21 protein-coding genes are annotated in these 25,662 nt (G+C 40.7%); 5 read left to right on the top strand and 16 right to left on the bottom strand.

Going from position 1 to position 25,662, the window contains the following annotated elements; translation table 11 throughout:
- Nucleotides 1–5 precede the first annotated feature (5 nt).
- The 14 genes from FEM55_RS11280 to FEM55_RS11345 form a co-directional block, all read right to left on the bottom strand.
- On the bottom strand, nucleotides 6–1,154 hold the full coding sequence (locus FEM55_RS11280) for a glycosyltransferase family 4 protein (protein ID WP_138281421.1): 1,149 nt from the start codon (nucleotides 1,152–1,154) through the stop codon (nucleotides 6–8).
- A gap of 59 nt (nucleotides 1,155–1,213) precedes the next feature.
- On the bottom strand, nucleotides 1,214–2,317 hold the full coding sequence (locus FEM55_RS11285; RefSeq protein ID WP_171036532.1) for a glycosyltransferase family 4 protein: 1,104 nt from the start codon (nucleotides 2,315–2,317) through the stop codon (nucleotides 1,214–1,216).
- A 142-nt stretch (nucleotides 2,318–2,459) separates the two neighbouring features.
- Nucleotides 2,460–3,710, bottom strand: coding sequence for a VpsF family polysaccharide biosynthesis protein (locus FEM55_RS11290; RefSeq protein ID WP_138281423.1), 1,251 nt, complete (start codon nucleotides 3,708–3,710; stop codon nucleotides 2,460–2,462).
- A gap of 11 nt (nucleotides 3,711–3,721) precedes the next feature.
- Complete coding sequence (locus FEM55_RS11295) at nucleotides 3,722–4,828, bottom strand: glycosyltransferase (RefSeq protein ID WP_138281424.1); 1,107 nt, start codon at nucleotides 4,826–4,828, stop codon at nucleotides 3,722–3,724.
- 50 nt (nucleotides 4,829–4,878) lie between these two features.
- Nucleotides 4,879–5,742: a glycosyltransferase family 2 protein gene (locus FEM55_RS11300; RefSeq protein WP_171036533.1), complete on the bottom strand. Its 864-nt coding sequence runs from the start codon at nucleotides 5,740–5,742 to the stop codon at nucleotides 4,879–4,881.
- A gap of 38 nt (nucleotides 5,743–5,780) precedes the next feature.
- Entirely contained in the window at nucleotides 5,781–6,713 is a 933-nt protein-coding gene (locus FEM55_RS11305) for a glycosyltransferase family 2 protein (RefSeq protein WP_138281426.1), read from the bottom strand.
- A 34-nt stretch (nucleotides 6,714–6,747) separates the two neighbouring features.
- Complete coding sequence (locus FEM55_RS11310; protein WP_171036534.1) at nucleotides 6,748–7,866, bottom strand: polysaccharide pyruvyl transferase family protein; 1,119 nt, start codon at nucleotides 7,864–7,866, stop codon at nucleotides 6,748–6,750.
- Nucleotides 7,863–9,383: a lipopolysaccharide biosynthesis protein gene (locus FEM55_RS11315; protein ID WP_138281428.1), complete on the bottom strand. Its 1,521-nt coding sequence runs from the start codon at nucleotides 9,381–9,383 to the stop codon at nucleotides 7,863–7,865. Before FEM55_RS11315 ends, FEM55_RS11310 begins: the two co-directional genes overlap by 4 nt.
- Before the next feature lie 351 nt (nucleotides 9,384–9,734).
- On the bottom strand, nucleotides 9,735–10,739 hold the full coding sequence (locus tag FEM55_RS11320) for a mannose-1-phosphate guanylyltransferase (RefSeq protein WP_138281429.1): 1,005 nt from the start codon (nucleotides 10,737–10,739) through the stop codon (nucleotides 9,735–9,737).
- A 27-nt stretch (nucleotides 10,740–10,766) separates the two neighbouring features.
- Nucleotides 10,767–12,089 (bottom strand): UDP-glucose dehydrogenase family protein, encoded by a 1,323-nt coding sequence (locus FEM55_RS11325; RefSeq protein ID WP_138281430.1) that lies wholly within the window; start codon nucleotides 12,087–12,089, stop codon nucleotides 10,767–10,769.
- A 360-nt stretch (nucleotides 12,090–12,449) separates the two neighbouring features.
- Nucleotides 12,450–14,834: a GumC family protein gene (locus FEM55_RS11330; RefSeq protein WP_138281431.1), complete on the bottom strand. Its 2,385-nt coding sequence runs from the start codon at nucleotides 14,832–14,834 to the stop codon at nucleotides 12,450–12,452.
- 71 nt (nucleotides 14,835–14,905) lie between these two features.
- On the bottom strand, nucleotides 14,906–15,664 hold the full coding sequence (locus FEM55_RS11335; RefSeq protein WP_229209202.1) for a polysaccharide biosynthesis/export family protein: 759 nt from the start codon (nucleotides 15,662–15,664) through the stop codon (nucleotides 14,906–14,908).
- A 292-nt stretch (nucleotides 15,665–15,956) separates the two neighbouring features.
- Complete coding sequence (locus FEM55_RS11340) at nucleotides 15,957–16,694, bottom strand: tyrosine-protein phosphatase (RefSeq protein WP_138281433.1); 738 nt, start codon at nucleotides 16,692–16,694, stop codon at nucleotides 15,957–15,959.
- Nucleotides 16,695–16,834: 140 nt separating this feature from the next.
- Entirely contained in the window at nucleotides 16,835–17,176 is a 342-nt protein-coding gene (locus tag FEM55_RS11345; RefSeq protein WP_138281434.1) for a hypothetical protein, read from the bottom strand.
- A gap of 107 nt (nucleotides 17,177–17,283) precedes the next feature.
- On the opposite strand from FEM55_RS11345, the gene FEM55_RS11350 reads away from it, so the two are divergent.
- Nucleotides 17,284–17,925, top strand: coding sequence for a 3-keto-disaccharide hydrolase (locus tag FEM55_RS11350; protein ID WP_138281435.1), 642 nt, complete (start codon nucleotides 17,284–17,286; stop codon nucleotides 17,923–17,925).
- 551 nt (nucleotides 17,926–18,476) lie between these two features.
- Here the strand turns inward: FEM55_RS11350 and FEM55_RS11355 are convergent.
- Entirely contained in the window at nucleotides 18,477–19,292 is an 816-nt protein-coding gene (locus FEM55_RS11355) for a LytR/AlgR family response regulator transcription factor (protein ID WP_138281436.1), read from the bottom strand.
- Between the two features lie 981 nt (nucleotides 19,293–20,273).
- A complete protein-coding gene (locus FEM55_RS11360; RefSeq protein WP_138281437.1) occupies nucleotides 20,274–21,206 on the bottom strand; it encodes an AraC family transcriptional regulator in 933 nt (310 codons plus the stop codon).
- Between the two features lie 174 nt (nucleotides 21,207–21,380).
- Between FEM55_RS11360 and FEM55_RS11365 the strand changes: the two genes are divergently transcribed.
- The 4 genes from FEM55_RS11365 to FEM55_RS11380 all read left to right on the top strand — a co-directional run bounded on the left by FEM55_RS11365 (nucleotide 21,381) and on the right by FEM55_RS11380 (nucleotide 25,655).
- Entirely contained in the window at nucleotides 21,381–22,934 is a 1,554-nt protein-coding gene (locus tag FEM55_RS11365) for an aldehyde dehydrogenase family protein (RefSeq protein ID WP_229209203.1), read from the top strand.
- 12 nt (nucleotides 22,935–22,946) lie between these two features.
- Entirely contained in the window at nucleotides 22,947–23,321 is a 375-nt protein-coding gene (locus FEM55_RS11370; protein WP_138281438.1) for a DUF779 domain-containing protein, read from the top strand.
- A gap of 180 nt (nucleotides 23,322–23,501) precedes the next feature.
- Nucleotides 23,502–24,776: a DEAD/DEAH box helicase gene (locus tag FEM55_RS11375; protein WP_229209204.1), complete on the top strand. Its 1,275-nt coding sequence runs from the start codon at nucleotides 23,502–23,504 to the stop codon at nucleotides 24,774–24,776.
- Nucleotides 24,777–25,103: 327 nt separating this feature from the next.
- Nucleotides 25,104–25,655, top strand: coding sequence for a DUF1361 domain-containing protein (locus FEM55_RS11380; protein WP_229209205.1), 552 nt, complete (start codon nucleotides 25,104–25,106; stop codon nucleotides 25,653–25,655).
- Nucleotides 25,656–25,662: the final 7 nt, after the last annotated feature.

Consider the following 25,662-nt stretch of genomic DNA (forward strand, 5'->3'; position numbering starts at 1 on the left):
AATAATTATTGTGTAATTGCCGTATTCATTCTTTCCACCATCAGATCAATGCTGGCTTCTTCCTGAATCGTTTTCAATGCATTGGCGCTCAGTTGCTGCAGCAAAGCTTTGTCGCTTAGCAAATGAAGGATTTTGTCGGCAAGCTGCTTTTCATCATTTTCCTTTACAAAGTAGCCGTTCTGACCGTCGTGCAGCAACTGGATTTCAGGACTGTGAAAATCAATATCTTCGGTAATCAGCGGAAGTCCGTATGAAAATGCATGCACAATCGCCAGCCCGACATAACCCGGCATGATGAAGATATCGGATGCAAGAAAGTATTGTCCGACAATCGTTTCCTCAAAAATATAGCCTGTAAAATGTACCTTGTTCTGAATGTTCAGGGAAACGGCCAGTTCTTTCAGCAATGTCATCTGGTCGCCGTCACCGACTACAATGAGATGAATGTTCGGGTCCTGTTTGTTGAGCAGCGCCATGGCCCGAATGATCGCATCTACTTTTTTAAATTTGTTGAGCCTTCCGGAAAAAATGATCACTTTGGAATTCTCGTTCATTTCCGGAGAAACGGTTTTCAGGAACGAAGTACGATCAAAACCTACTTTGATTTTTTCCTTAATCGCAAGCAGTCTGTTGGTATCCAGCGTATTGGGTGCAACATGAATTTTTTCTTTCGGAAATCCTTTTTCAATCAGGTAATCCCTTCCTGCATAGGAAAAAGTCACAATGGAATCGGCCAGTGTAAAGAAATAGTAATTCTGTGCAGCTTTGAACAACTTTTTAAGCGGATTTTTGATCGGTTTGTGATCATATGCATGCGTCCACGCAATGAACTTGATCCCGGCCAGTTTGCAAAGCAGGATGCCGATGTATTCCGTCAGCTGCGTTCCGTTATTCAATCCAAGCACATAGCCGGGCTTGTTTTTAAGCATGTAGGACAAAGCGCCCGGAAAGAAACTTTTTTTGGCTTCATCTGAAAATACATTTTTGAAAATTTTGTATTTCAGACGGTCATTTTCATGAAGGTACGGTTTCAGCTGGCCGGTAGTCAGAATTTCCACCTGATAATCGTGCTTGTTGGCAAGATAGGTAAGAACTTCATTGCGGTAATGCTGCCAGTTGGCATCCCGTGAAATGAAATATAGCTTTTTACTCATATAATTTTAAAGTAGAGTGTTTTCAGTAGATGATAGAATCAGTGTTTACGGAGGTTGTTTTATAGTATTTCTTTGTAAATATTGAAAAAGTGCTCTGCGGTAATTTCCATATTGAACTGCTCGGCAAAGGCTCTGCGTTTTTTCTTGTGTTCATCCGAAAGCAAATCGCGGTTTTGATAATAGTTGTCAAAAGCGCCTGCAAGTGCGTTAACATCACTGACCACGTTTTCCGGTTCTATTTTTTCGATGAGTTCCGTAATGCCGCCGCCGTCTTTAAAAACAAGAACAGGCTTCCCGAGATACAGACATTCAATGGCAACCAGACCAAATGCTTCAGTTGTAGAAGGGAACACACAAACGTCCATTAATGACTGATAATGGGTCACATTGGTCGTATATCCGGTAAATGTAACCTTGTTTTCGATATGAAGCTCTTTTACAAGCTTTTTCAGATTGTCCATTTCAGTCCCGTCGCCAACCAGCAGTAATGTAACGTCCTCTTTGCCAGCCTGAAACAATGCAAATGAACGAATCAGCAGATCAACGCGCTTCCAGGGAATAAACCTGGAAGATGTTCCGATGACAAAATGGTTTTTATTTACCGGAAGAATCGGTTCTGCACTGTTTTTGGGAGCGGTATCCGCTGCAAAAGTAACCCCGTTGTAAACGACCTGGTTATGCTCGTTTGAAATGCCTCTTTCCTTCCAGAACTGCTTGGTGTAATGTGAGTTATAAGTAACATAATCCACTTTTGTATTCAGGAAATTTCGGAGCATCATTCTTTTCAGGAAATCAGTTTTTTTGGTTACCCGGCCAATCCCGTCGACGCTGTGCTGCGTGAAAATCCTTTTTGATCCGGATCGGGATGCAAGCAAATCCCGTATCGGAAGAAACGTATGAAAATGCAGAATGTCGAAATCCAGTGAAATCTTTTTGAATGCTGCATATTTATTGATGTCAAGATCAAACGGTTTGATATTCAGAAAAAAACATTTGACGCCGGTTGCAATAAACATTTCTTTAAGATTTCCATCCGGCCTTGAAAACAGGAGTGAAATATCCAGCTGCGGATTATTCTGTTGTACTTTGGTTAAATAATAAACAAAAGTTTCAATGCCGCCGATAGACGGGTTATTAAGAATATGCAGTACTTTAATTTTCATAATAATTCTTAAAACGTTGAGCATTGACTGAACAGACCACGGCACTGTTATTTGTATGAATGCCTTTAATTCGATCTGTTGCTGCAGAAATGATTACTTTAAATCAACTGCCAATTTTCATTAATGCAGAAAAGTTAATCGGTCAGCCGATTGCAATCGTTTCTACTGATTTAGTGCGTACCATTCTGGCTGCTTTTTCCGCTTTTTCTTTTTTATCCGCATGCAAAATCCGGTACTGTGCCATGCATAAAATAGTCATGGCATTCACAACCATTGTGTTTACTGCAAGCGAATTATTGGAAGATGCTGCAATCAAAAAGCATCCGAGTACAGCATACCGGTTATATAATCCCCACGGAAAACCCAGTTTTGTAATCTTGAAAAGAAAAATAATAAAGTAAACGGCAAGATAAGCTGTAAATACAATACCATATTTAAGTACCCAGATTATCCAGAAATTTTCAATGATTTTGATGTTATAGATGTACATGAGGTAATCTATAAGTTCTTGTGGCGTTCCCCAGATAATTTCATTCCATGAAATACCCAAAAACAAACTGTAAGCACCAAAACGAACTTCTGTACTATTATCCTGAAAACTTCCGACCGCTGTGATCCTTGTGCCGAGTGATGTATAAAATACGATGTAAATAACGCTTACAAACAAAATAACAAGCGTGGCAATATTCTTCATTGAAAAGTTTAATTTACCATTTTCAACGAATTTCAAACTGAGTAAAGTAATACCAAGAGAAAAGGCCACCAATCCCGATCTTACACCAAAACTTGCCAGCGCACCAACAGTAAGGGCAATGATAATCATTTGTCTGACAAAGTTCTTTTCATATGCATAAAAGAACAGACCAAAAAATATCAAAAAAAGCGAGTTATTCAGCGGATGGCCCTGAAATGCATTGGAGCGAAAAAGAATTGCCGTTTCATTAATTGGAAATAATTTGAAGCGGAAAACATTTTCAAGAATCGCGAGGACACAATCGGAATAAAAAAATATTTTCAGGATTAACATGACTTGTCTCCATCTCTTAATATCCATAAACTGGAAATTGTAAATGACAAGCGCAGGGCAAAAAAGCACATTAAACAAAAACAGATTCCCTTTCGAAGTACCGTAGGTTAATGAATAGATAAGTACAATTGCAACACAGATGGTATAGCCCCAGTATTCCTTAAATATTCCGACAAAATAATTGTATCGGATTACATTATAAATGGTAAGTAAAATCAGAAAATAGCCCAGCGGGTGAATACGGAAAATAGCTGAACCACCTGCGTCAGATTGCGGATATCCAATGAAAAGTAAAACACCCGGCCCGCCAAACATGCAGAGCATCGTTGCGATTATCGGAAACCATTTTTTATCAAAAATTGCCATAAGTGTGGTATTTAAATCATGCTGAGAAGTTGTTCGGCTCTTTTTTCGCTTGAATTCAGTGACGCCATATATTTGGCTTTTTCTGTAAAATCTTCTCCATTCTTGATTTTCTGAATCATTAATCCTAGTTGCTCTACAAACTCGGAAGAACCGGTTACGCCTACGGCAACTTCTTTAAGAGATTCGTAATCATTGTGATTTTTCTGAAAAACAACCGGCTTTCCGAGTGCCAGATACTGATACATCTTATTATGATGATGATAGGAAGCATGTTCACTGATTGCATCAATCATAATGCATATATCCCATGTCATTACTTCTTGCGGAAGTTGTGTGTAATGGATATAACCTTTATAGTTTACATTCGGAGCACTGATTATCTTTTGAAATATTTCTTTTTCCGGCGCGTTTGCAGGAAAATTATCCTTTCCGGCCAGAATAAAAGTTACATTTTTCATTTTTTGTACAACTTCATAAAGCAGATGGATATCCGTAGCTTCCATAAAGTTCCCTGCAAAGCCAACAGTAATTTCATCGTTTACCGATCTGGATTTTTTTTCATTTAGTTTCCTAGGATCCCAAACTTCAAGATCTACGCAATTGGGCCAGTAAACGATTTTCTTATCCGTAATAGAATAATATTTTTGTACATATACTTCTTTCAAAGCCATGCTTGTAGCCATAATAACATCGGCCATTTCAATGACTTTTCTGGTTTCATCCAGCGTATTTCCCATGGTATGATACGCATCGCTCAAAATTACAATCTTCTTTTTGTCTTTGATATAAGGCCCGAAGATATGATTGTGCGGACGTGAAAGAATTACAGTGTCGAAATCTTCCAGATGAAAGTTTTTGCGCATGCGGTTAATCATAAAATTGATGTAATTCAGAATCCTGAATCTTCTGATTAACTGATACGGGAAATAATAAAAAAACGGTGTAATTTCAAGATGGTCGCTATGCAGTCTCAGCTCTTGCGGAAACCAGTATGAAACGGTTGAAATGCATTTCGTTCCCGGCGACAATTTGGCAATTGACTCCAGTGTAGCTCTTCTGGTATAAGCCGTAAAATCAAAAACATTACACAGAATAAGTATTTTATGAGCTTGATTCATTCCTTTTACTGATAAATAAATCCGTTGAGTTGCATTCAATTTTTTTTTGACTATTCCCTGTTTGCCTGGTTTCCGTAAGAAATCCTTATTTTTTCTACACTGCAGGTAATTGCCAGGTAATATTTGATGGAATAAACTTTAAGTTTCTGGCTGAAAGACAAGTCATTTCCGTACTTTTTGATCTGATGGAATGCAATTCGCAACGGTGGTTTCAGGTTTTTCATCAAATCCAGAACAGCCATCGTTTTTGACAGATTATCGCCTCCAACCACACGCTTTGTCTTTTTGATCAGATCAGACATTTTGTCTCGGGCCGGATGTTTTATAACCACATTGTGACCATAAACAATTTTGAAACCCGCATTGGAAGCTCGTTTGGACCATTCGTAATCACCGCCGGAAAGCAGCTCTTCATTAAATATTCCAACTTTGTCAAATACATGTTTGTAAGTAAACATATTGCCGGTAACACTCAGTCCGCTTTTGACAATTTCTTCCTGTTTGAAAGCGTATACTTTTTCGTATAATTCCGCAGGAGTAAGGTCATTGCTCTTGAAAAACAACTCTATATTTCCGGCTATTCTGCTTACGTCTTTATGCTTTTTCAGATAATCAACCGCATTGTAAATCCAGTCTTGTGCAGGAATACAATCAGAATCGGTAAAGCCTATAATATCGCCTTGCACCAGTCGGATTCCTGCATTTCTGGCTGCGTAAGAACCCGGTCTTGCTTCCGTTACGATTTTACAGTTAACAGGAACCGGATAATTTTCAGGAACCAGGTCAGCAGGATTATTATTGATTACAATAATTTCAAAATCACTGGCAGGAAAAGTTTGCTCTTCCAATGCTTTCAGGCATAGTAAAAGACGGTTCCAATCCTTATATGTCGGTATTATAATGGATACTAGCACGACGCTTATATTTTAATCTGAAAGATCATACTGCTATTTTATCTGCTCGTTTTATTGCCAAGGATTAATGATTTAACGTTGCTTTTAAGCGTGCGTTTTGTATCATTCCAATAGGCGTTAAATCTCAGATTATAGGGAACATCTATGGAAAAACCTTTCAGCTTTTCTGATTGATATTTCTTTACATTAATCCCGTTTCCAGCAAGTTCCTGATAAATATACTTGTGAATCATGGCTTCTCTTTCTTTCGTAAGCTGGCCGGTTTCTGTCAGATATTCAAAAATCTGTAATCTCAGATTAATCCTGTTGTCAATGATTTTAAGCATTTTACTTTTATCAGGATTTTTTGAGATAGCACTGTCCGTTTTATGAATCAGCGTATTTGTACTTTCTTCAAAAATGACCTTGCCGCCGGCTTTCAGCATTCTGAACATCATATCGTATTCCTGCGATGATGTCAGCTGTTCATTCCAGCCATTGATCTTATCAAGTATTTCTTTTTTCCAGAGAATGGCACTTGTAATTCCAAGCTGGGAAGTTGTTAGACCGATCCACACATCGGCAGAATATAACGGCCTGATGCTTCTTACGGTTTTTTCACCTTTTTTCTCAATCAATTCAGCATTTCCAATAATACAGTCTGCATTGTTTTGTTCTGCCGAATTCAACTGATTTTTTATTTTATCAGGCAGCAATTCGTCATCTGCATCGAGATACTGAACCCATTTTCCTTTTGCATTCTGAAGCCCTTTATTTCGTGCAGCCGGAGCGCCTTTTTTGTTTTCCTGAAAAATAAAAATGCGTTCCGGATTTTTGCTTTGGCAAAGTTCAAGTACTTTCTGTGTATTGTCCGTAGAATTATTATTTACCAACAAGAGTTCCCAGTCCTCAAAAGTCTGCCTAATAACACTATCAATGGCACGATTAATGAAACCTTCGCAATTGTAGCATGGAATAATAATGGATACCATGTTGATAGTTTAAATAATCCGGTTGACTATAATGTTACTGATTGAAAATATTGTTCAGTTTGTCTTCAATTACTTTTTTATTTCCAGCCTGAATGGTTTTGAATTCAGCCATCATTTCATTGCTTTTTGAAAGTCCTTTTTTCAGTCTTTCCGCATTCGCGTTTGCATTTTCCTTTACATCAAGGATCAGTTCTTTCAGGTTATTATCGTGAAAAATACTGGTTATTTTTTTGTTGTCTTTCTGATCAACCAATGCAAAAGACAAACCTCCGCATTTTAATGCAAGCAGCAAAACATGGAGCCTGTTACTTACAATGAATTTGGCGCTTCCGTAAATTTTATTGGCTTCTTTAAGCGTCAGTTTACTGTCTACAAATTCGCAGTCAAATTCATTTTTCAGGTTTTCATACAGTTCTACGCAAGCATCTCTGTCGTATTTTACCTGATAGGTAATCATGACCTTAAGTGATTGCTGGCCGGCATGGATCAGTAACTCCCTGAACTTTGCAATAAGCGGCTGAAGGTAAGCCGAATCATGTTCCTTTCCGTACGCATTGGAGCGCAGGCTGATCACCACGTAATCACCGGCTTGTTTTTCTATTTTTTCAGGCGCATATGCCCATGCAAGGTCCGGAAAATACTGCGGATTTTTAAAATTATATTGCTGCGCAATTTTCAAAGATTCATGATCTCTTAATGCGTAATAATGGTATGCACGCGATCCGATGGATTCTGCCCAGCCGTTCGGAACATCCACGGGGCCAATTGAAAAACCGATCCTGCAAATCCGCAACCCCAGCATCTTCAGCAGATTCATTTTCAGATTCAGCTTCAGCGTTGACATGGCAAGATCGTTGCCGGTTCTGGAAGTGTGGCCAGGCTGAATAAAAAGATAGTACTGATATTTTTTGGAAAACAATTGTTTCACCAGCAGCGAAGAAAGCGTTTTCAACAACTGATTTCCTGAAATTTTTGATAAACGCTGATCCGCAGGAGAAGTACTGATTTCATCAACAAACCAGGAAGGAGCTGAAAGATCGTCTACTACAATCTGACCATATGGACGCAGCAATTCAACTTCCACCAGATTGATCAGCAGATCTCCGATATTTTCAGTTTGCTTCGCAGGTTTAAAAAAAATAATATTTTTCACTTTTTTTTGGTTTTTTTTAATACGGTGTTCAGGATCATCTTTTTCTCATCTTTATTAAGTAATAAAAATGAAATACCGGCAAATATCAGGAACAGAATGCCGCTGTGAAGAATCAGATGAAACCAGTCGGTAATTACAAAGAAATCGAAATAAACAAGGCTTGTTCCAACTGCTATAACCAGCAGGAGCATTGTACTCAGGGATGCTTTAAAGAAGGTCAGCTTGTTAATACCCATGTTGCTGGCAACGTAAATGGGCATAAAAATGAAATTTTTGAAAGTAAGTACAATCCCGCTTGCTGCTGCCACTCCATACAACTTCAGACTGGTTTCCCCAACCAGATACATGGCCAGAAAAAGGTTGCAGGCTCCCATAATAACCGTGTATATACCCGGAACACGCAATTTGTTGTAAGCCCGGTTTAATGAAAACAAAGGTAAAACGCCCAGATTGATCGGTAGTGGGAGCAAAACAAGCATAAACAGCCATCTTAACGAAGCATATTCCGGCCCGATCCAGATGGAAAGCAGTGCCGGCGCAATGATGCAAAGTACGCTTACCATACAACCGATGAAAAGCGAAAGGACTTTGTTCGACATCTGCGTCAAACGGATCATCTGATCAAATTCCTTTTTGGCATAAAGATTCAGGATCAGCGGTCCAAGTGATCCTGAAAGTGCAATGGCGAGTGTTCTGATGATATGGCTCCACCCAAGGATAATCCCGTACTTTCCTGCCTGTACGTTTCCGAGCAATTTGTTGATAACCAATAAATCAATTTGTAAAAACAGAATACTTCCGAGCTGAATTACAATCAGCCACCAGCCCATGGAAAGCATTTCACCCAGAACCGATTTGTCAAAAAGCTTGAAATCGATTTTGATTGTAGGCGTAAATTTTCTGAAAAGGTAGAAGCTGTAAGAACTGGAAATAATACTTGCGATCAGAATAGAAGTTCCGTAACCCGCCAGGGAAACGTTGATAAGAAAGAAGATGAGGAGAATTAAAATTACTCTTGTGTATGTATTGATGACAGAAACCCGGTTAACAAGATCCAGTCTGTTTGCAATGTAAGCGGATGAATTGAAAATGGATGTAAAGGCGGACATAATAAAGCCAACGCTTACACACATAAACAGGATGGAAGCATCATGTCCAAGTCCTTCGGGTATGGAAATGAATTTGGAAATGTTGAACGAAAATATAAACAGACAAGGCGCAAGAAGCGCCAGCAGGGTAAACAAAGAGGTAAAAGCGGTATTGAAAGTTCGGTTGGCGGCTGTATAATTTTCATTGGTAAGATCGAGTGCCAGAAACCGGGAAACGGAACTATTGATAGCAACAGTTATGATCGCAGCATATCCGATCATGGAAGTGGAGAGCGGGATAAGACCGTAAGCGCCGATTCCAAGCTTTTTTACCAGAAACGGAGGCAACCAGAAACTGATTATTCCATTTAAAACAAACAGTAATATATTGGAAATTAGATTTTTCTTTAATGCACTGGCAGTATTCATCACATCATTTTTACTTGGAGGAATTTAATTGGCTTGCCCGGAAGGACTGGATTTAACAAAAGGCATGCAGGCCGCAAACGGTTATAGTATCTTAAAATCGCATGTTGTTGAAGTAGAGGAACGTACAGCTTTTGGAAACATGGACAGATGCCAGGGAGTAAAAACAGGATTTAGGGAATGCCACTTTAATGCATGTAAAACGGACAGGAATGTAGCAAAGCTTACCGCGTTGAATAACATTTTGCTTTGTTAATAATTTTGGTAGTATTATTTATTTCTATGATACTGTAAAAGTGCGAACTGTAAGGGTAAGTAAAAAACGATTGCAAATTAACTTTCGATTTTTAATCGTTAATTAACCAGTTCCGGCTTTTCCTTTTCCAGTCTTTCATAAATCTTTTTCACATCCTGTGAACTGCCCTTGGCCAGAACCAGAATGGCATCATTTGTTTCGACCAGAACAAGGTTGTCAACTCCAAGAAATTCAACATGCTTGCTGGAACCTACGACACAGTTGTTTTTCACAAAGCGGTGATTTTCACCCTGACCTTCCCAATGTTCCCAGATGGATTCAAACGAACCCAGATCAGACCATCCGAAATTTGCTTTTACAACCTTGATTTTATCCGAGCGTTCCATTACCGCATAATCTATACTTTTGGAAGGGATCAGCATGCTTTCTTCAGTTGGAAGAAAATCGTCGGACCTCAGAGAAAAAGCTGTAAGCGAAGCTTCATAAATTTCCGGCTCAAACTTTTTCAGTTCGTCCAGATAGGCGCCTGCCTGAAAACAGAACATGCCGCTGTTCCAAAGAAAATTTCCTGATTCCAGAAACGATTGAGCCGTCTCCGAATCCGGTTTTTCCCTGAAAGACAACACCGCATTTCCATCACACTCAATATAGCCGTAACCCGTTTCCGGTTTGGTTGGCGTGATTCCGAAGGTCACAAGGTAACCTTCGGAAGCAAATCCAACTGCCTCGGAAATAGCCTGGGCATAAGCATCTTCATTAGTTATAATGTGGTCAGAAGGAGTAACCAGCAAGATATCATCTGAATGAACCGCGAATGCGGCGAAAGCAACAGCCGCCGCCGTATTCCGCGGTAACGCTTCAATTATTTCATCGTAAATAGCAATGTCCGCTCTCACCATATCCGCCTGTGACAGCAAATAATTTTCCTTGTTTCCAACTACAAGTGCCTGGCTTACCAAATGCTTGTTACGCTCGGCGCTGAGCTGAAACAGGGATTTGTCACCAAACATGGGAATGTACTGTTTGGGCATGGATTTGCGGGATACCGGCCATAAGCGGCTTCCTACTCCTCCGGATAATATGACATGTATGAGCTTTGACATTGTTTGGCTTTTACGATTGTCGGGTAACTAAACCAGTTCTTTTACGTTTAATGCTTCCCGTCCTATGCTGTAATAAGTAAATCCGTTATCACGCATCTGGTCCAGTTCGTACAGGTTTCTTCCGTCAAAAATTACTTTTTCTTTAAGAAGTTTACCCATTTTTTCGAAATCAGGTGTACGGAACTGAGGCCATTCTGTAAAGATCATCAAAGCATCAGCATCGTCCAGTGCAGCATAAGCGGTATGGCAATAAGTGATTCCAGGAATCAGGCGTTTAACGTTATCCATTGCTTCCGGATCGTAAACTGTCACTTTTGCACCTGCGTCAAGCAGCGCTTTGATGTTTTCCAATGCCGGTGCTTCACGGATGTCATCCGTGTAAGGCTTGAATGCAAGACCCCATACTGCAATTGTTTTATCTTTAAGATCTCCGTCGAAATACTCTTTAACCACAGGAATCAGTTTTTTCTTCTGATCGTCGTTAACGGCCATAACCGATTTCAGCGTACGGAAATCATATCCGTAATCTTCCGAAGTTTTGGCAAGTGCCTGAACGTCTTTCGGGAAGCAGCTTCCACCGTAACCGATACCGGCAAAAAGAAAACGTTTTCCGATACGGCTGTCTGTACCGATACCGCGACGGATGTCATCTACATTGGCGCCTACTTTTTCACAAAGGTTGGCGATTTCGTTCATGAACGTAATTTTCAGCGCAAGGAATGAATTGGCTGCATATTTCGTCATTTCAGCGGAACGCTCATCCATAAAGATGATCGGATTTCCCTGACGTACCAGCGGAGCGTACAGTTTCTCCATTACTTTCTGCGCTTTTTCAGACGTTGTTCCGATTACAACACGATCCGGCTTCATGAAATCTTCAACTGCAACACCTTCTCTCAAAAACTCAGGATTGGAAATGACGTCAAAGTCAACTTTCGCATTCTTTGCAATGGCTGCATGTACTTTTTCAGCAGTTCCAACCGGAACAGTACTTTTGTCGATAATTACAGCGTAAGATTCAAGGATCGGACCAAGATCATTGGCAACGCCAAGAATATACTTAAGGTCAGCGGATCCATCTTCTCCCGGAGGTGTAGGAAGTGCAAGGAAGATAACTTCCGCATCTTTGATACCTTCCTGAAGGTTGGTTGTAAATGTTAAACGGCCTTCGGCAACGTTTCTGTCAAACAAAACATCAAGACCTGGCTCATAAATAGGAATCTCGCCATTTCTAAGACGTTCAACTTTGTTGATGTCGATATCGACACAAGTAACCTGATTTCCTGTTTCAGCAAAGCACGTGCCTGTTACCAGGCCAACATACCCTGTTCCAACTACTGCTAGTTTCATAATTTGTATAAATAAGATGTAATAATATTCAGTGAGAGATCCGGAAATTTAAGAACATGCAACCTGCATTTGGAATGCACAGGAGATACATTGATCCGGATGTTGTCGGGAGATAAGCAAAGACTTTTTCATGATATAACGTTGAGTTGATTAATGATTTTTATAAGCCTGATTAAGGTAATAATGCAATCATTATATTTGGATATCTAAAAATAGTACAATTCTTAGTCCAATGCAATTTTAATTTAAAAATTCCTCAAGAAGTGAAGAAGTATCTTGTTTTTATCTATCAATCCATGCCTGAAAGTGGATTGCAAAAGGATTGAACGACAAAAACAAGATTACTTTCCGTGTTATTCTCTATGAACTTCTGCTAAGCATTTTTCTGACTTTCGTTCCGAAATTCGGAGATTTGGTATCCTGATCTTCGGAGTAATAGCCGTATCCGTAACCACCGTATCCATATCCGCCGTATCCGTATCCGCCGCCATATTTAACGCCGTTAAAGATCACAGACAAATTGGCAAAACGGTGTGTACGCTGCAGTTCTCCAATACGCTTAAGGTGATCCTGCAAAGTATAGTTATGACGTACAACATAAAGCGTTGCATCCACATACTTCGCGATCAGCGAGGAATCCGTCACCAGACCGAATGGCGGTGAATCAATCAGGATATAATCATAACGTTCACGCAATTCAGCAATCAATACGGGCAGACGTCCGTTGCTCAGCAGTTCGGATGGGTTCGGCGGAATCGGTCCGCTGGTCAATACGTCAAATTTAGGGTGTATGCCTGTGGATTGAATGAAATCAACGGTATTGCCCTGACCGATCAGACAGTTGGACGCACCGAATTTATTGGAAACATGCAAACGTTCATGAAGCGTAGGCTTGCGCAAATCCAGTCCGATCAGTAACACTCTCTTATCGGAATAAGCCAAACTTGCAGCAAGGTTGATGCTGACAAAACTTTTTCCTTCACCGCCGATGGAAGATGTAAACATAATGACACGGCATGTTCCGTCACCAAGATACTGAAGGTTGGTACGAAGCGCCCTGAACTGCTCGGCAACTGCGCTGCGGCTGGTCATTTTAATAATGGCCTCTTCACCCGGCTGGTCACCCGTTGTTTTCATATGCCCGATTTCACCAATTACCGAAGACTGAGACATTTTAACGATTTCGTCGCGTGTCTGAACGGTGTTGCTGAAAAGCAGCAGCAGATTGATCAGCAGAACCGGTAACATGATTCCGGCCAAACCGGCTCCGAGCCATACCAAAGGTTTCTGAGGTTTTATCGGTAAATAAGCGGCTTGCGGCGCATCAACAAGTCTGCTGTCTGTAACCGTAGCAGCATATCCCAATGCCGTTTCTTCTCTTTTCTGAAGCAGATAAAGATACAAGCCTTCTTTGATGGTTTGCTGACGCTTGATGCCGACGTACTCACGTTCTTTTTGAGGAATGCTTCTCAAACCTGCGGAGAATCTGGAATTAACAGCTTCAAGGCTTTTCTTTGTCACATCCAGTCCGCGGCGAAGATTCTGCAGGTTCTCCGTAATTGCCTGGCGTGTATTTGCAATCTGTGTGTTAATTGTACCCAGCAACGGGTTATTGGCTTGCGTTGTCTGCGCGTACTTTTCTCTTTGTAACTGTAAGTCGTTGTATCTTGTCAATAAAGCAACAAGAACCGGATCATTAATCAGGTACGTGGCAGGAGCAGGAGAACCCGCGTCCGCATTTTTGATGTAATTGTCAACACTTTCCAGAACGGAAATTTTAATGTTCACATCATTCAACTGCGTATCGTTTTCTTTAATATTCTGAAGATACAGATTTGATTCAGCACCGATATCCGTCAGACCTTGGGTCGTTTTGTAAGATTCAACATCTCTTTCCACATCGCCGAGTTCACCGGTAATCAATCCAAGCCTCGACTCAATAAATTTCAGCGTATTGCTCGCTTCATTGTTTTTATCATTCAGGGATGACTGCACGTATACATCCAGAAGCTTGTTCAGAACGTCTTTTCCTCTTTGGATCGAAGTATCTTCAAAAGTCAGTTCAAGCACCGTACTTTTGGGGTTCGGAGCTGCAATTTCCAGCCTTCCAAGCATACCCGCAGTCATACTGGCAATGTTATAGAACTTTACAGTAATATCGCTGTACAACGATTCAGTTCCTTTTGTAACCGTGAAAACACCCCAGGCATTACGAAGTTTCTGTCCGTACTTGTGAGATGTATCTTCATCATTGATCGTAAATTCCGACTCGCTTTTAACATGAATGACCAACGGATTCTGATACGCATATTCAGAAATCAGTTCAGGCTGTACGTTGACCGGACTTGCTTTGTACAGATCAATGGTTTTAAGCCCGTCCTTAGCTTCATAATTTACATCAAGCTGCAGTTCGCTTGCAGTTTGTTCCATTAAGGTCTGGGATTTCAGGATTTCAATTTCGTTTTCAACCAGTTTGTTGCCGCCAAACTGAGTCATCTGCTCGAAAATATCACCTGAACTTCCGGAAATTCCTTTTTTCTCATCTTTTATCAGCAGCGTAGCTTTTGCCAGATATACCGGCTGCGTAATCTGCAGGTAAAAGAATGCAGCTGTTAACGTCAGAACAAGAAAGATAGGGAACAGAAACCAATATCTCAGATATCCTCTGACATAGTTATGTATGTCAAATTTCTTTTCCTGCTCCTCAATTTGTTCCTGATAAAAATCAATACTTTGATTGCTCATAACTAAATTTTTCTTCTTTAGAGTTTATCAATTGGACCGTTGAGTATGTACTTGTATTCAAAAATTTACTGTTATAACCTCAATCTGTAAATCAACAAGGCTAAGGCAGTTACCATACTTACAAACAGAGGAGCCAACTGAACTGCCCTGTCGGTAGTGTTCATTTTTGCCTTGATTGGTTCTATATATACTACATCGTTTTTGTGCATATAATAGAAAGGCGATTCAAAGATTTTCCGCGAAGTAAGATCAACACGTGCATATTGTCTTTCTCCTTTTTCTTCTCTGATAATCATAACGTTGTTCCTTCTTCCGTAAATTGTCAGGTCGCCTGCAAGACTCAGGATTTCAGGAAGGGTGATTTTTTCATCAGGGACAACGTAAACGGCCGGCCTGTTCACTTCTCCAAGTACTGAAACCTTGAAGTTGATATTCTTGATGTTGACAGACGGCTCTTTAAGATACATCTGCAGGCGTCCGCGGATTGTATCTGCTGCAATCGGCGTGGTAAGTCCTTCCACTTTGATTTTTCCAACCAGCGGAAGTTCAATGTTTCCGTCCCGGTCTACAAGATAACCGAAAGGCTGGCGTCCCGAGCTGCTTCCTGAACCATAACTGGTTGATGTCGTTGCATATTCATTTGCCGAGTTGAAGATGGCGTTGGCTTCCTGGTTTAAGCTTCCGACCACAATGGAAAGCATGTCGTTACTCTCGATAACCGGCACGTAGCTTTGTTGTATTTTGGCTTTTGAAATGCTTGCGGTGTCTCCTTGGAAATAAATGATCGATTGCGGCGATACGCACGAGGTGGTTCCTCCCAAGATAGCCATGTACGCAAGCGATAAAAATACTAGTAATCGAACAGGCAAAAAGCGGTGTATTTTCATGTAAAAACGGTGAGTAAAAAGTTTTGTTGGTGAGAAATAAATTTTGGGTTGAATCTTCGGCTTTTTTTGAAAAAATGATTTTGGATTTGACAAGGGCCCGTCGCCAGTTTGGAAGTGTAACTTCAAGTTATACACTCATTTGCGATTTCTTTTTTTCTTGATGGTACAAAATAATATACTAATACAAATCAATTAAATATTTATTGCAAATGTAGAATAAATTCAATTATCAATATCAAATATTAATAAGTTTTTCGTTCTGAAAAGGATATTTAGTGAGCCATTTATTTTTGTTGCTTTTCAGGATCAGTTCAACGTGCTGAATCTTGTGCGCATCGGTTCCGAGATAGGAGATAAGGTCATTCCGCAAAAGCCATTCTGCCATTTTATGAACGTTTTCTCCGTAATGATTGCTCAGCGAAAGAATGTTCACCTGCAGTTCACAACCCTGATCCGCCAGTTTTTTATAAACCGAAGGATCGGAATAAAAATAGGTATAACGTTCCGGGTGCGCCAGAACTGGCTGATATCCTCTTTCAATGATGGAAAAAAGCGTTTCAGACGTGTTCATCAAAGGAGTGGAATAAGGAAGTTCGACCAGAAGCCTGTTTCCCGGCAATGTCATGAGTTCCTGTCCGGTTGTCAGAAGATCGATAAAGTGTTCATCAATAAAGTATTCCGCTGCTGCATTGATCTCTATGGTCAGGCCGGCTTCTTTCGCTGCGTTTCTTACGTCTTCCAGCCCAGTTGATATGATTTCGGGTGTGTTTTTGTAACAATCCCACATAACGTGTGGAGTTGTAAACATGCGTGAGTAACCATATTCCTGCATTTTTTTTGCCATTGCAACCGATTCTTCAATCGTTTCAACACCGTCATCAATGCCCGGAATAATATGGGAGTGAATATCGATCCCGATTCGGGACAAATCCAGCTCCTCTTTCTTTTTAGTGTCAAATAACCAGTTGAGCATAATAATTTCGGTTATATAACATTGAAGCTTACTGCGGCAACAACATTTTTAAACCGGAATTTTGTTGTTTTATAAAGTTGGACAAATTTAAGATAAAAAAAACAAGAGTTAGCAGAATGTTACCCTGATTTTTTTTTAAATTAATAAAAATGTAAAATTGGATTATTCAATTGTATGATTCCTGTAATGGAGTGTGTATCAGTTTTTAGTTGTAAATATTTATTAAAATTTAGTAGTTGTAAGGCCTTCATACTGGTCAGAAACAAGCCGGAAGGTATTTTGTTTTTATAATTTATCCTTGTAACGATTTTTATTTTATGCCTCAAAATCTCCTGAATCGAACTTTGAGAAATCCCTTCTTTATTGATGCTTTGCCTTTTTTCAGTATGTAACTGCTTTTTCTGCCTTTCCAAAACAGTTTCCGGCACCTTACCGCATAAACGCAATCGCATGTATTCCGTTCCATGCTGCGCATTTTTCATCTGAATACTTTAAATGGTGAGGAGTAGTTTTGTCCGTATTTAAGATTTACTAGCTGTACGTTAATTTGTATTGCCAAATTTTATCAACAGTTAATCATAAAGCATTCATGAAAAAAGTTTCGGGTACATTTCTGATGAGCATCCTGTTCTGCCTGTCAGCCAGTTTTTCCGTTGTGGCGCAGGACGGCTGGGTTTCATTGTTCAATGGCAAAAATCTGGATGGCTGGAAAGTTGGAGCCAATGCTTCCTCATTTTCAGTTGTGGACGGCGCCATTCAGGTCGCAGGGCCTCGTGCGCACCTGTTCTACGACGGACCGGTAAAAAATCATATGTTCAAAAATTTCGAGTTCAAAGCGCAGGTAAAAACCAAACCGGGCGCAAATTCCGGAATTTACATTCATACCATGTATGAAGAAGATGGCTGGCCTTCCAAAGGCTATGAAGTACAGGTTAACAATTCGCATACGGACTGGAAAAGAACCGGAAGTTTGTACAACATAAAAGATGTAAAGGAAACCTATGTGAAAGACGATGAATGGTACACGGAGTACATCAAAGTGGAAGGCAAGCATATTACAATCAAGATTAACGACAAAACGGTTGTTGATTATGAAGAAACGGATGCAGACCAAAGGCCGGGCGACATGAAGAACCGGATTTTGAGCAGCGGTACGTTTGCTTTGCAGGCACATGATCCCAAAAGCGTCGTTTTCTACAAAGACATTCAGGTTAAGCCATTGACTGAGTGATAATAAAAAGCCGCAATGATATAAAAGATTGCGGCTTTAACTCTCAGTTTGTAATTGCATCTGCAGGAATCCCGTTCCGGTTGCATTTGCACGTTTACGTTATTAGGTAGTATTAAAATCCATACTGAACGGATGAAGTATACACATGCCGCAAAAGAGCAGGCCAATTTTCGGGTAACCCGTTTTAGTACTTCTCCGTAGTTGACTTAATGTTGTTTTTGAGTAAAATCAGACATCATATTATTCAAGGTATTCTTTTGGTTTTTGCAATGCAGCCGGCTGTGATAAATAAGTCTGCGGCAGTTGATGCATGAGCCGGTAAATAAATTACCAATAGCAATTTAGAACTATTTTAACCGATACCTATATACGTTATAAACAGTTTCTACATTATCAAATAATGTTTCTTTGCTTTAATCAGGCGAATAATAATTAGAAGCCGTGTACAATTCTTCAAATGCCTTCTAATAAACTAGTATGTCACTGATAACGGGAGCAAAAGTCTGTAAAGATCCACCGCAGTCAAATATTGCCGGCACCAATCAGACAAGTTAATTGATAAAGCGGGCATTTTCCAGCATCAGCGGCAAAGGAGTCTGGTAATTAACGCCTTCAACCCATTTGAGGAATTCACTGGAATTGGCCTTGCTTATAATGACAGGTTCCGGCGTAGGCGATGATATGCCGATCAGCAATTTTCTCCCAAAGTACTGCTGAATGCTTGTAACTGCTTTCCGATGAACGATAAACTGCCTGTTTGCCCTGAAAAAGTCTCTTGGATTAAGTGTGGTAATTATATTGTTTAGAGTATCGCGTGTTTCATATTGTGCGGTCTGCGTGTGAACAGTTACGTGATAATTGTTGTAATAGATAAAATCCAGTTTATCAAGGCTGATCGGAATTATCTTATCTTGATAATAAACGAGCAGCGAGCTTTTATAGCCATTCATATAAGAAACTGCATTGCTGTTCCGCTTGTTGAACAAAGCATTTTCTTCAGTAAAAATTTCCTTCAGCTGTAAAAATTTCTTCAGGCTCCGGTTAAGCCGGGCATTGTCTATCGGTTTGATCAGATAATCTATGCCATTGTTTTCAAAAGCTTTCAGGGCATACTCGTGATAGGAAGTGCAGAAGATTACGGGCGCAACCACCGGAAGGTTACGGAAGATTTCAAAACCCAAACCATCTTTCAGATGAATATCGCAAAAAATAAGCTGAGGTGCTTTATTGTTCATCAGCCATACTCTTGCATCGAGAACAGAATGAAGAATGCTGCATACCTTGAAGTTGCTGTTGCTTTGCTCAATCATGAACTTAAGTTCATTGGCAACTTTTACTTCATCCTCAATAATCATAACGTTTGTCATAGCAGTGTAAATTTTAGCTATTAGAATATAATAGTAGGGAAATAGAATATTAAATATGGATCATCATTCTGTTCTGGCGGATCTGCAAAATTTCTTTTATGCTGTGACCTGTTTTCAATTTTCAAGCAAATAAAATTCAGTTAAGCATTTGCAGTTATACCCGTATAAAAGGCTGTTCACTATCGCATCGGACTGCTGTTATGCAGCTTTACAAAGGAACATATTCGACAATTAACTGACTTTTAAAACCAGGCTTAAAAAGGAAAACAGGTATAATTTCGACCTCTTAATCCCGTAAATTCATTCCATAATACTGAAACAGAAATTTCAAATTCATTAAAACCAATAATTGCTTGTTAATCAACTGTTACCTGACCATTACAATTGTAATATTGCATGAATTGTACAACCGATTATAATAATTTGCAAAATCGTTTTGTTCAGAAGAGTTTGTTAAGCAAATATATAAATAAAATGTCTTGTAAATGATCAAATGGTATTTTATTAAGATGTAAAATACAACCAAACAACATCTAATGTTGAATTAATTCAGGTTGTAAATATTTTCTTGTTGTATAAATAACTGATTTTCAATTGGTTATTTTAGCGTATTTATTTGGCCCGGAACACTAGTCTGCAATTCAAATAGTTGATAATTATTCAAGAAATTATCTAACGGCGAAGATGTACTTGGAAATTATTTTGAAAGTCAGTTGAAATCAGATCCATTGACAAGTACACACAAAGGATAAATAATATAAAAAAAGCAATTTTATTAATTGTATACGGTGCAGAAAAGCAGTTTTGATTTAATTAGGATTGTATAAAATAGCTGCTGAGTACAAAGCTTTCTAATTGGATGAACTATCAAACAGACAAGTAATAAAAATTTAAATAGTAAAACTATTTCTCTTTTAATTAAGACTATTATGTATATACGCACTTAACTAATTCTACAATATATATATTTTGAATAATGGATTATTTAATTTCCTGTGCATTGGAAACTATGCGGTACTGAGTAGGAGAAATTCCTTCCGACTTTTTAAATTGTCTTCCAAAATAATTGAGATCGGAAAAGCCGAGTTGATAACAAACGTCTGAAATGCTTGTTTTTGTTTCCGACAGCATCTGCTTCGCTTTTTTGATTTTTTCCTTTAGGATAAACTCCAGCGGACTGATACTGAATTCTCTTTTGAATGCCCGATAAAATGAAGTCCTGCTCATGCATGCTTTTTCGCTGAGTTCATCCACCTGAATTTTCTCGCTGATGTTGGCCTGAATGTAACTGATTACATAGGCAAGCGGACTGTCTTCTTTGCTGTAAGAGAAATGGGCGGCCGACTCAAGATTCTGCTTCTGGATTATATGCACGATCAGTTCCTGAAGCGTCAGATCAGCCAGAACATCTTTGCCTATTTTTGAACTTGAACAGATATGGATAAGCTTGTTCATGCTTTGCGCCAGTTCCAGGTTGTTCAGAAAGTGATATTCATGATGATCCAGTTTCCAGTATTCGTCGCTGCCTTCCCGCGGATATTCTTCATTCAGCCGGTTTACGATCTGTCGGATTTTGGCCTGATCCAGTGAAAGCGCCATGCATTGCGTCGGATTTGCCTGATTGGCATCCGGAAAATCTATTTTCATCGTCACATTCGCCGGCACCAGTACGGTTTCCCCGGGTAAATAGTCGAAGCCCGGCTTGTCAAAAAGATGCATTACTTTTTTTCCGCGAAGCATGCTCGTAATGACCAGGTCATTAAAAGTAAGCGGCACAAGATGCGAAGGCTGGAACGTTTCAAAAATGTTTAGTTCACAATTCTGAAGCGTAAAGGCGCGGCGGTTTTCAACAAGTGTCTTGAGTGACTTCTCTTCTGAAACCATAATCTGGTTCAATCGGTGTCCTGTTGCCATTGCTGCTGAATGCGGGTTAATTGAGGTTTGCCAAAAATGGAGATAAGTTATAAATATAATTCTTTTTTGATTAAATGAGATAATAGTGCTACTAAATGGAACAATCGTGCCAATGAAAAGCAGGCTTACCGACTAGGTTTGTGTCATCATTCATTTTAAATCAATTTTCAGGATATGGATACAGTCACGGAGAGCGCAGCGGTTGAAAGCAAACCTTATGCAAGTGAAAGCCTGGCCAGAAGGCCGGAATTCAAGGAACGTTACGGTAACTTTATTGACGGCCGGTTTGTAGAGCCGGTTAAAGGTGAATATTTTGAAAATGTTTCCCCGATAGACGGACAGGTTTTTACCAAAGTGGCACGCTCGACAAAGGAAGACGTAGAAAAAGCATTGGATGCGGCGCACAAGGCATTTCCTTCATGGAGCAAAACGGCTGCAACTTACCGCAGTAACCTGCTTCTCAAAATTGCGCAGGTTATTGAAGATAATCTGGAATATCTGGCTGTTGTTGAAACCATTGACAACGGAAAAGCCATTCGTGAAACACGCGCGGCAGACCTTCCATTGTGCGTGGATCATTTCAGGTATTTTGCCGGCGTGATCCGTGCAGAAGAAGGCAGCGTTTCGGAGCATGATGAAAATACAGTTTGTATCAATCTTCATGAGCCGCTTGGCGTTGTTGCACAGATTATTCCGTGGAATTTTCCTTTGCTGATGGCCACCTGGAAAATCGCTCCCGCATTGGCGGCCGGCTGCTGCGTGGTCGTTAAGCCGGCCGAGCAAACGCCAACTTCCATTATGATTCTGATGGAACTGATCGGTGATATTTTGCCAGCCGGGGTTTTGAATATCGTAACGGGATTTGGTGTGGAAGCCGGAAAGCCGCTCGCATCGTCGCTGAGAGTTGCGAAAGTAGCTTTTACAGGCGAAACAACAACAGGCCGGCTGATTATGCAGTATGCTTCCGACAATCTCATTCCGGTGACCATGGAGCTCGGCGGAAAATCACCGAATATTTTCTTTCCTTCGGTTGCGGACGAAGACGATGCATTTTTTGACAAAGCCATTGAAGGCGCCGTGCTCTTTGCTTTGAACCAGGGCGAAGTATGTACATGCCCGTCCAGAATGCTGGTGCATGAGTCTATCTATGATAAATTCATGAGCCGCGTTATTGAACGAACCAATGCGATTAAAATGGGCCATCCGCTGGACAGTACAACCATGATGGGTGCGCAGGCTTCGAACGATCAGTACGAAAAAATTCTTTCATATCTGAAAATCGGTAAGGAAGAAGGAGCGGAAGTACTTGCAGGCGGCGATGCACAGACTTTTGAAAACGGGATTTCAGGTGGCTATTACATCAAGCCGACAATTTTCAAGGGACATAATAAAATGCGGATTTTTCAGGAAGAGATCTTTGGTCCGGTTGTATGCGTAACGACTTTCAAAACTACTGAAGAAGCCATTGCCATTGCCAACGACACGTTGTATGGCCTGGGTGCAGGCGTGTGGACACGCGACGCGCACGAGATTTATCAGGTTCCGCGTGCGATTCAGGCGGGCAGGGTCTGGGTCAATAATTATCATGCGTACCCGGCACATGCACCTTTCGGCGGTTACAAAAAATCGGGATTCGGGCGCGAAAACCATAAAATGATGCTTGGCTACTATCGCCAGACCAAAAACATGCTGATCTCTTACGACAAGAATAAACTCGGCTTCTTTTGAATCAAACAAGAAATGACAACATCCAGAGTACTGATCACTCCAGAAGCCGAAGAAGTAGTAAATACGCTGAAAGAAAGGTTTGGCGAGCTCATGTTCCATCAGAGCGGCGGCTGTTGCGACGGTTCGCAGCCGATGTGCTTTGAAAAAGGCGAATTCAGAACTTCTCAAAGCGATGTACTTCTTGGAGAAATTGCAGGTTGTGAATTTTTCATGAGCCGCGACCAGTTTGAATACTGGCAGCATACGCAGCTTACCATTGATGTTACCAAAGGCCGTGGCGCAAGCTTTTCGCTGGAAATTCCGCTGGGCGTAAGGTTCATTACAAAGTCCAGATTGTACACGGCTGAGGAAACGGCTGAACTTGCACCGGTTCCGGCGCAGGAATAAAGATTTAAGGTCAAGAACGGGATTGAACGGGTATGCTGCATACTTGTTCAATCCCTTCTTTTATTTTAGACCGGTTTTTATTATATTTGTTAAAATCAAGCGGTTTGCTGACAGGAAAATGAAAGTCAGCTCTTTATTAACTTCCTGAAGCAAGTGGCTTTGGGCTATACAAGCTGAATTTTGAATTTCAATGAATTTGAGCTCCACGAAGACGTACTCAACGCCGTGGATTCCATGAACTACCAACAGGCCACACCCATTCAGGAGCAGGCTATTCCTTATATTCTTAGCGGTAAAGACCTTTTAGCCTGCGCGCAGACAGGGACCGGCAAAACAGCCGCATACCTCATTCCGATCCTGGACAAAGTCGCTCACGAATCCGCCCAGCATACCGGGGCGCTGATACTTGTTCCGACACGCGAACTTGCCGTCCAGATCGATCAGCAGATTCAGGGGCTGGGCTATTTTGTCGGAGCCACCAGTATTGCCGTTTATGGCGGTAACAAGGGTCCCGAGTGGGATCAGCAGAAAAAAGCACTTACACAAGGAGCGGATATTATTATTGCCACACCCGGACGGCTTATTGCGCATTTACAACTGGGTTACGTCAGTTTCAGCGATGTAAAGCATCTTGTACTGGACGAAGCCGATCGTATGCTGGATATGGGCTTTTTGGGAGACATTCTGAAAATCATGAGCTATTTGCCTGCTAAAAGGCAAACGCTGATGTTCTCGGCAACGATGCCACCGAAAATCAATGAACTTGCCAAACGCATCCTGCAAAATCCGGAAGAAATCAGGCTGGCTGTGTCGCGTCCGGCAGACCGTATCGATCAGCAGTTTTATCTTGCCAAAGATGAACAGAAGCTGCCTTTGCTGCTTCATTTGCTTTCGCAGGTGCAAAGTACAAGCATGGTGCTCTTTACTTCCAGAAAATCCACGGTTGAGCCGATTGTCCGTTCTCTCCGCAAGCTGGGGCTTTCCGCCAGAGGAATTTCATCGGATTCTGAGCAGGCCGAGCGCGAAATTGTTTTAAGAGATTTTAAAAACAGGACTTTTCCGGTTCTTGTTGCTACCGACGTATTGTCAAGAGGAATCGACATTGATAATCTGAGCCACGTTGTAAATTACGATGTGCCGCGTGATCCGGAGGATTATGTACACCGGATCGGGCGTACTGCACGTGCCGAATCAAAAGGAACGGCCATCACCTTTATCAATGAATCGGATCAGAAGTATGTCCTGAAAATTGAAAAACTTTTTGAAAAGGAAGTTGAAAAGCAGGCCATTACAAAGGAACTTGGTCTCGGAGAAGCACCTGTGTTTGAAGCCCGGCGTTCCCGTTCAAAAGGACCAAGGAAAAGTAATTCAACTAATTCTTCTTCTTCAAAGTCGCCGGGAAAAAATAAAAGACGTAAACCCAAGCAGGAACAAAAGAAACCGACCCAGGCATAACCCTGTCAGAGTTTGTCAGACGTAAGCAGCATGAATCAGGAAAATATTGAAATGACACCTGTGTCAATTACTGAGCAGGATATAGGTCTGGTATGCGTTTTTTTATTTTCATTTGCTTTGCATTTTAAGCCGTCGTGCATGAACTAAAATGAAGTACTATTGGATCGTTTGATAGATTGGATAAGAAATCACAAGTTTAGCGTATCAGATCCTGCCATCATTTCCATGGAAGGTTTGTTTTCGCTGTTACTGCTGTTATTATTAAGCTTCGTCGCTGTATTTTTTCATCTTATCCGTATTTTGTTTAATTCCCCCGTTGATTTTTCAATGGACTGGAATTTGTTTCTAAGCTGGATTCCGTTGATCATTGCTTTTTTTGCGGATAACTTTACAAAGCGTTTTGGCAAAATTCCTGTTGTACTCATTCTGCTGAGTGTTGTATGGCTGGCTTTTTTCCCAAACGCGCCTTACATGATCACAGATCTGGCGCATCTCACCGTCGATTATGAAAGGGACCTTACATGGCACGATGTCATTATGCTGTTTTTTTATGCAGAAGTCAGTCTTTTCAACGGCCTGGTTTCATTGTACTGGATTCACCGTTCCTGGCGCCGCATTTTTAACCGTGTAACCAGTAATTCTTTTCTTCTGGCAAGTTTGCCGCTTGCCGGATTTGGCGTATACCTCGGAAGGGTCAGGCGAATGAACAGCTGGGATATTATTCACGACCCGCAATTAATCCTGAAGAATTTGCTGGAAAGTGCAATGGATCGTACGGCATTGGTTTTCAGTATGGAAATTGGTATGCTGCTTGGCATTTTGTACCTTGTACTATGGGTAATTGTCCGTTTCCGGATCAGATACAACAGGAAAAGCTGATTCCTGT

Origin of the sequence: Dyadobacter sediminis, from assembly GCF_005860765.1 — a bacterium.
Lineage (GTDB): Bacteria > Bacteroidota > Bacteroidia > Cytophagales > Spirosomataceae > Dyadobacter > Dyadobacter sediminis.

Bases quoted from the DNA above. Each gene is read 5' to 3' on its own strand.
- FEM55_RS11305 (WP_138281426.1), bottom strand. From the start codon at position 6,713: ATGGTATCCATTATTATTCCATGCTACAATTGCGAAGGTTTCATTAAT.
- FEM55_RS11335 (WP_229209202.1), bottom strand. From the start codon at position 15,664: ATGGCTATCTTGGGAGGAACCACCTCGTGCGTATCGCCGCAATCGATC.
- FEM55_RS11380 (WP_229209205.1), top strand. From the start codon at position 25,104: ATGGACTGGAATTTGTTTCTAAGCTGGATTCCGTTGATCATTGCTTTT.
- FEM55_RS11360 (WP_138281437.1), bottom strand. From the start codon at position 21,206: ATGGCAACAGGACACCGATTGAACCAGATTATGGTTTCAGAAGAGAAG.
- FEM55_RS11370 (WP_138281438.1), top strand. From the start codon at position 22,947: ATGACAACATCCAGAGTACTGATCACTCCAGAAGCCGAAGAAGTAGTA.
- FEM55_RS11330 (WP_138281431.1), bottom strand. From the start codon at position 14,834: ATGAGCAATCAAAGTATTGATTTTTATCAGGAACAAATTGAGGAGCAG.
- FEM55_RS11285 (WP_171036532.1), bottom strand. From the start codon at position 2,317: ATGAAAATTAAAGTACTGCATATTCTTAATAACCCGTCTATCGGCGGC.
- FEM55_RS11295 (WP_138281424.1), bottom strand. From the start codon at position 4,828: ATGAATCAAGCTCATAAAATACTTATTCTGTGTAATGTTTTTGATTTT.
- FEM55_RS11340 (WP_138281433.1), bottom strand. From the start codon at position 16,694: ATGCTCAACTGGTTATTTGACACTAAAAAGAAAGAGGAGCTGGATTTG.
- FEM55_RS11290 (WP_138281423.1), bottom strand. From the start codon at position 3,710: ATGGCAATTTTTGATAAAAAATGGTTTCCGATAATCGCAACGATGCTC.
- FEM55_RS11365 (WP_229209203.1), top strand. From the start codon at position 21,381: ATGGATACAGTCACGGAGAGCGCAGCGGTTGAAAGCAAACCTTATGCA.
- FEM55_RS11325 (WP_138281430.1), bottom strand. From the start codon at position 12,089: ATGAAACTAGCAGTAGTTGGAACAGGGTATGTTGGCCTGGTAACAGGC.
- FEM55_RS11345 (WP_138281434.1), bottom strand. From the start codon at position 17,176: ATGAAAAATGCGCAGCATGGAACGGAATACATGCGATTGCGTTTATGC.
- FEM55_RS11280 (WP_138281421.1), bottom strand. From the start codon at position 1,154: ATGAGTAAAAAGCTATATTTCATTTCACGGGATGCCAACTGGCAGCAT.
- FEM55_RS11315 (WP_138281428.1), bottom strand. From the start codon at position 9,383: ATGAATACTGCCAGTGCATTAAAGAAAAATCTAATTTCCAATATATTA.
- FEM55_RS11350 (WP_138281435.1), top strand. From the start codon at position 17,284: ATGAAAAAAGTTTCGGGTACATTTCTGATGAGCATCCTGTTCTGCCTG.
- FEM55_RS11355 (WP_138281436.1), bottom strand. From the start codon at position 19,292: ATGACAAACGTTATGATTATTGAGGATGAAGTAAAAGTTGCCAATGAA.
- FEM55_RS11320 (WP_138281429.1), bottom strand. From the start codon at position 10,739: ATGTCAAAGCTCATACATGTCATATTATCCGGAGGAGTAGGAAGCCGC.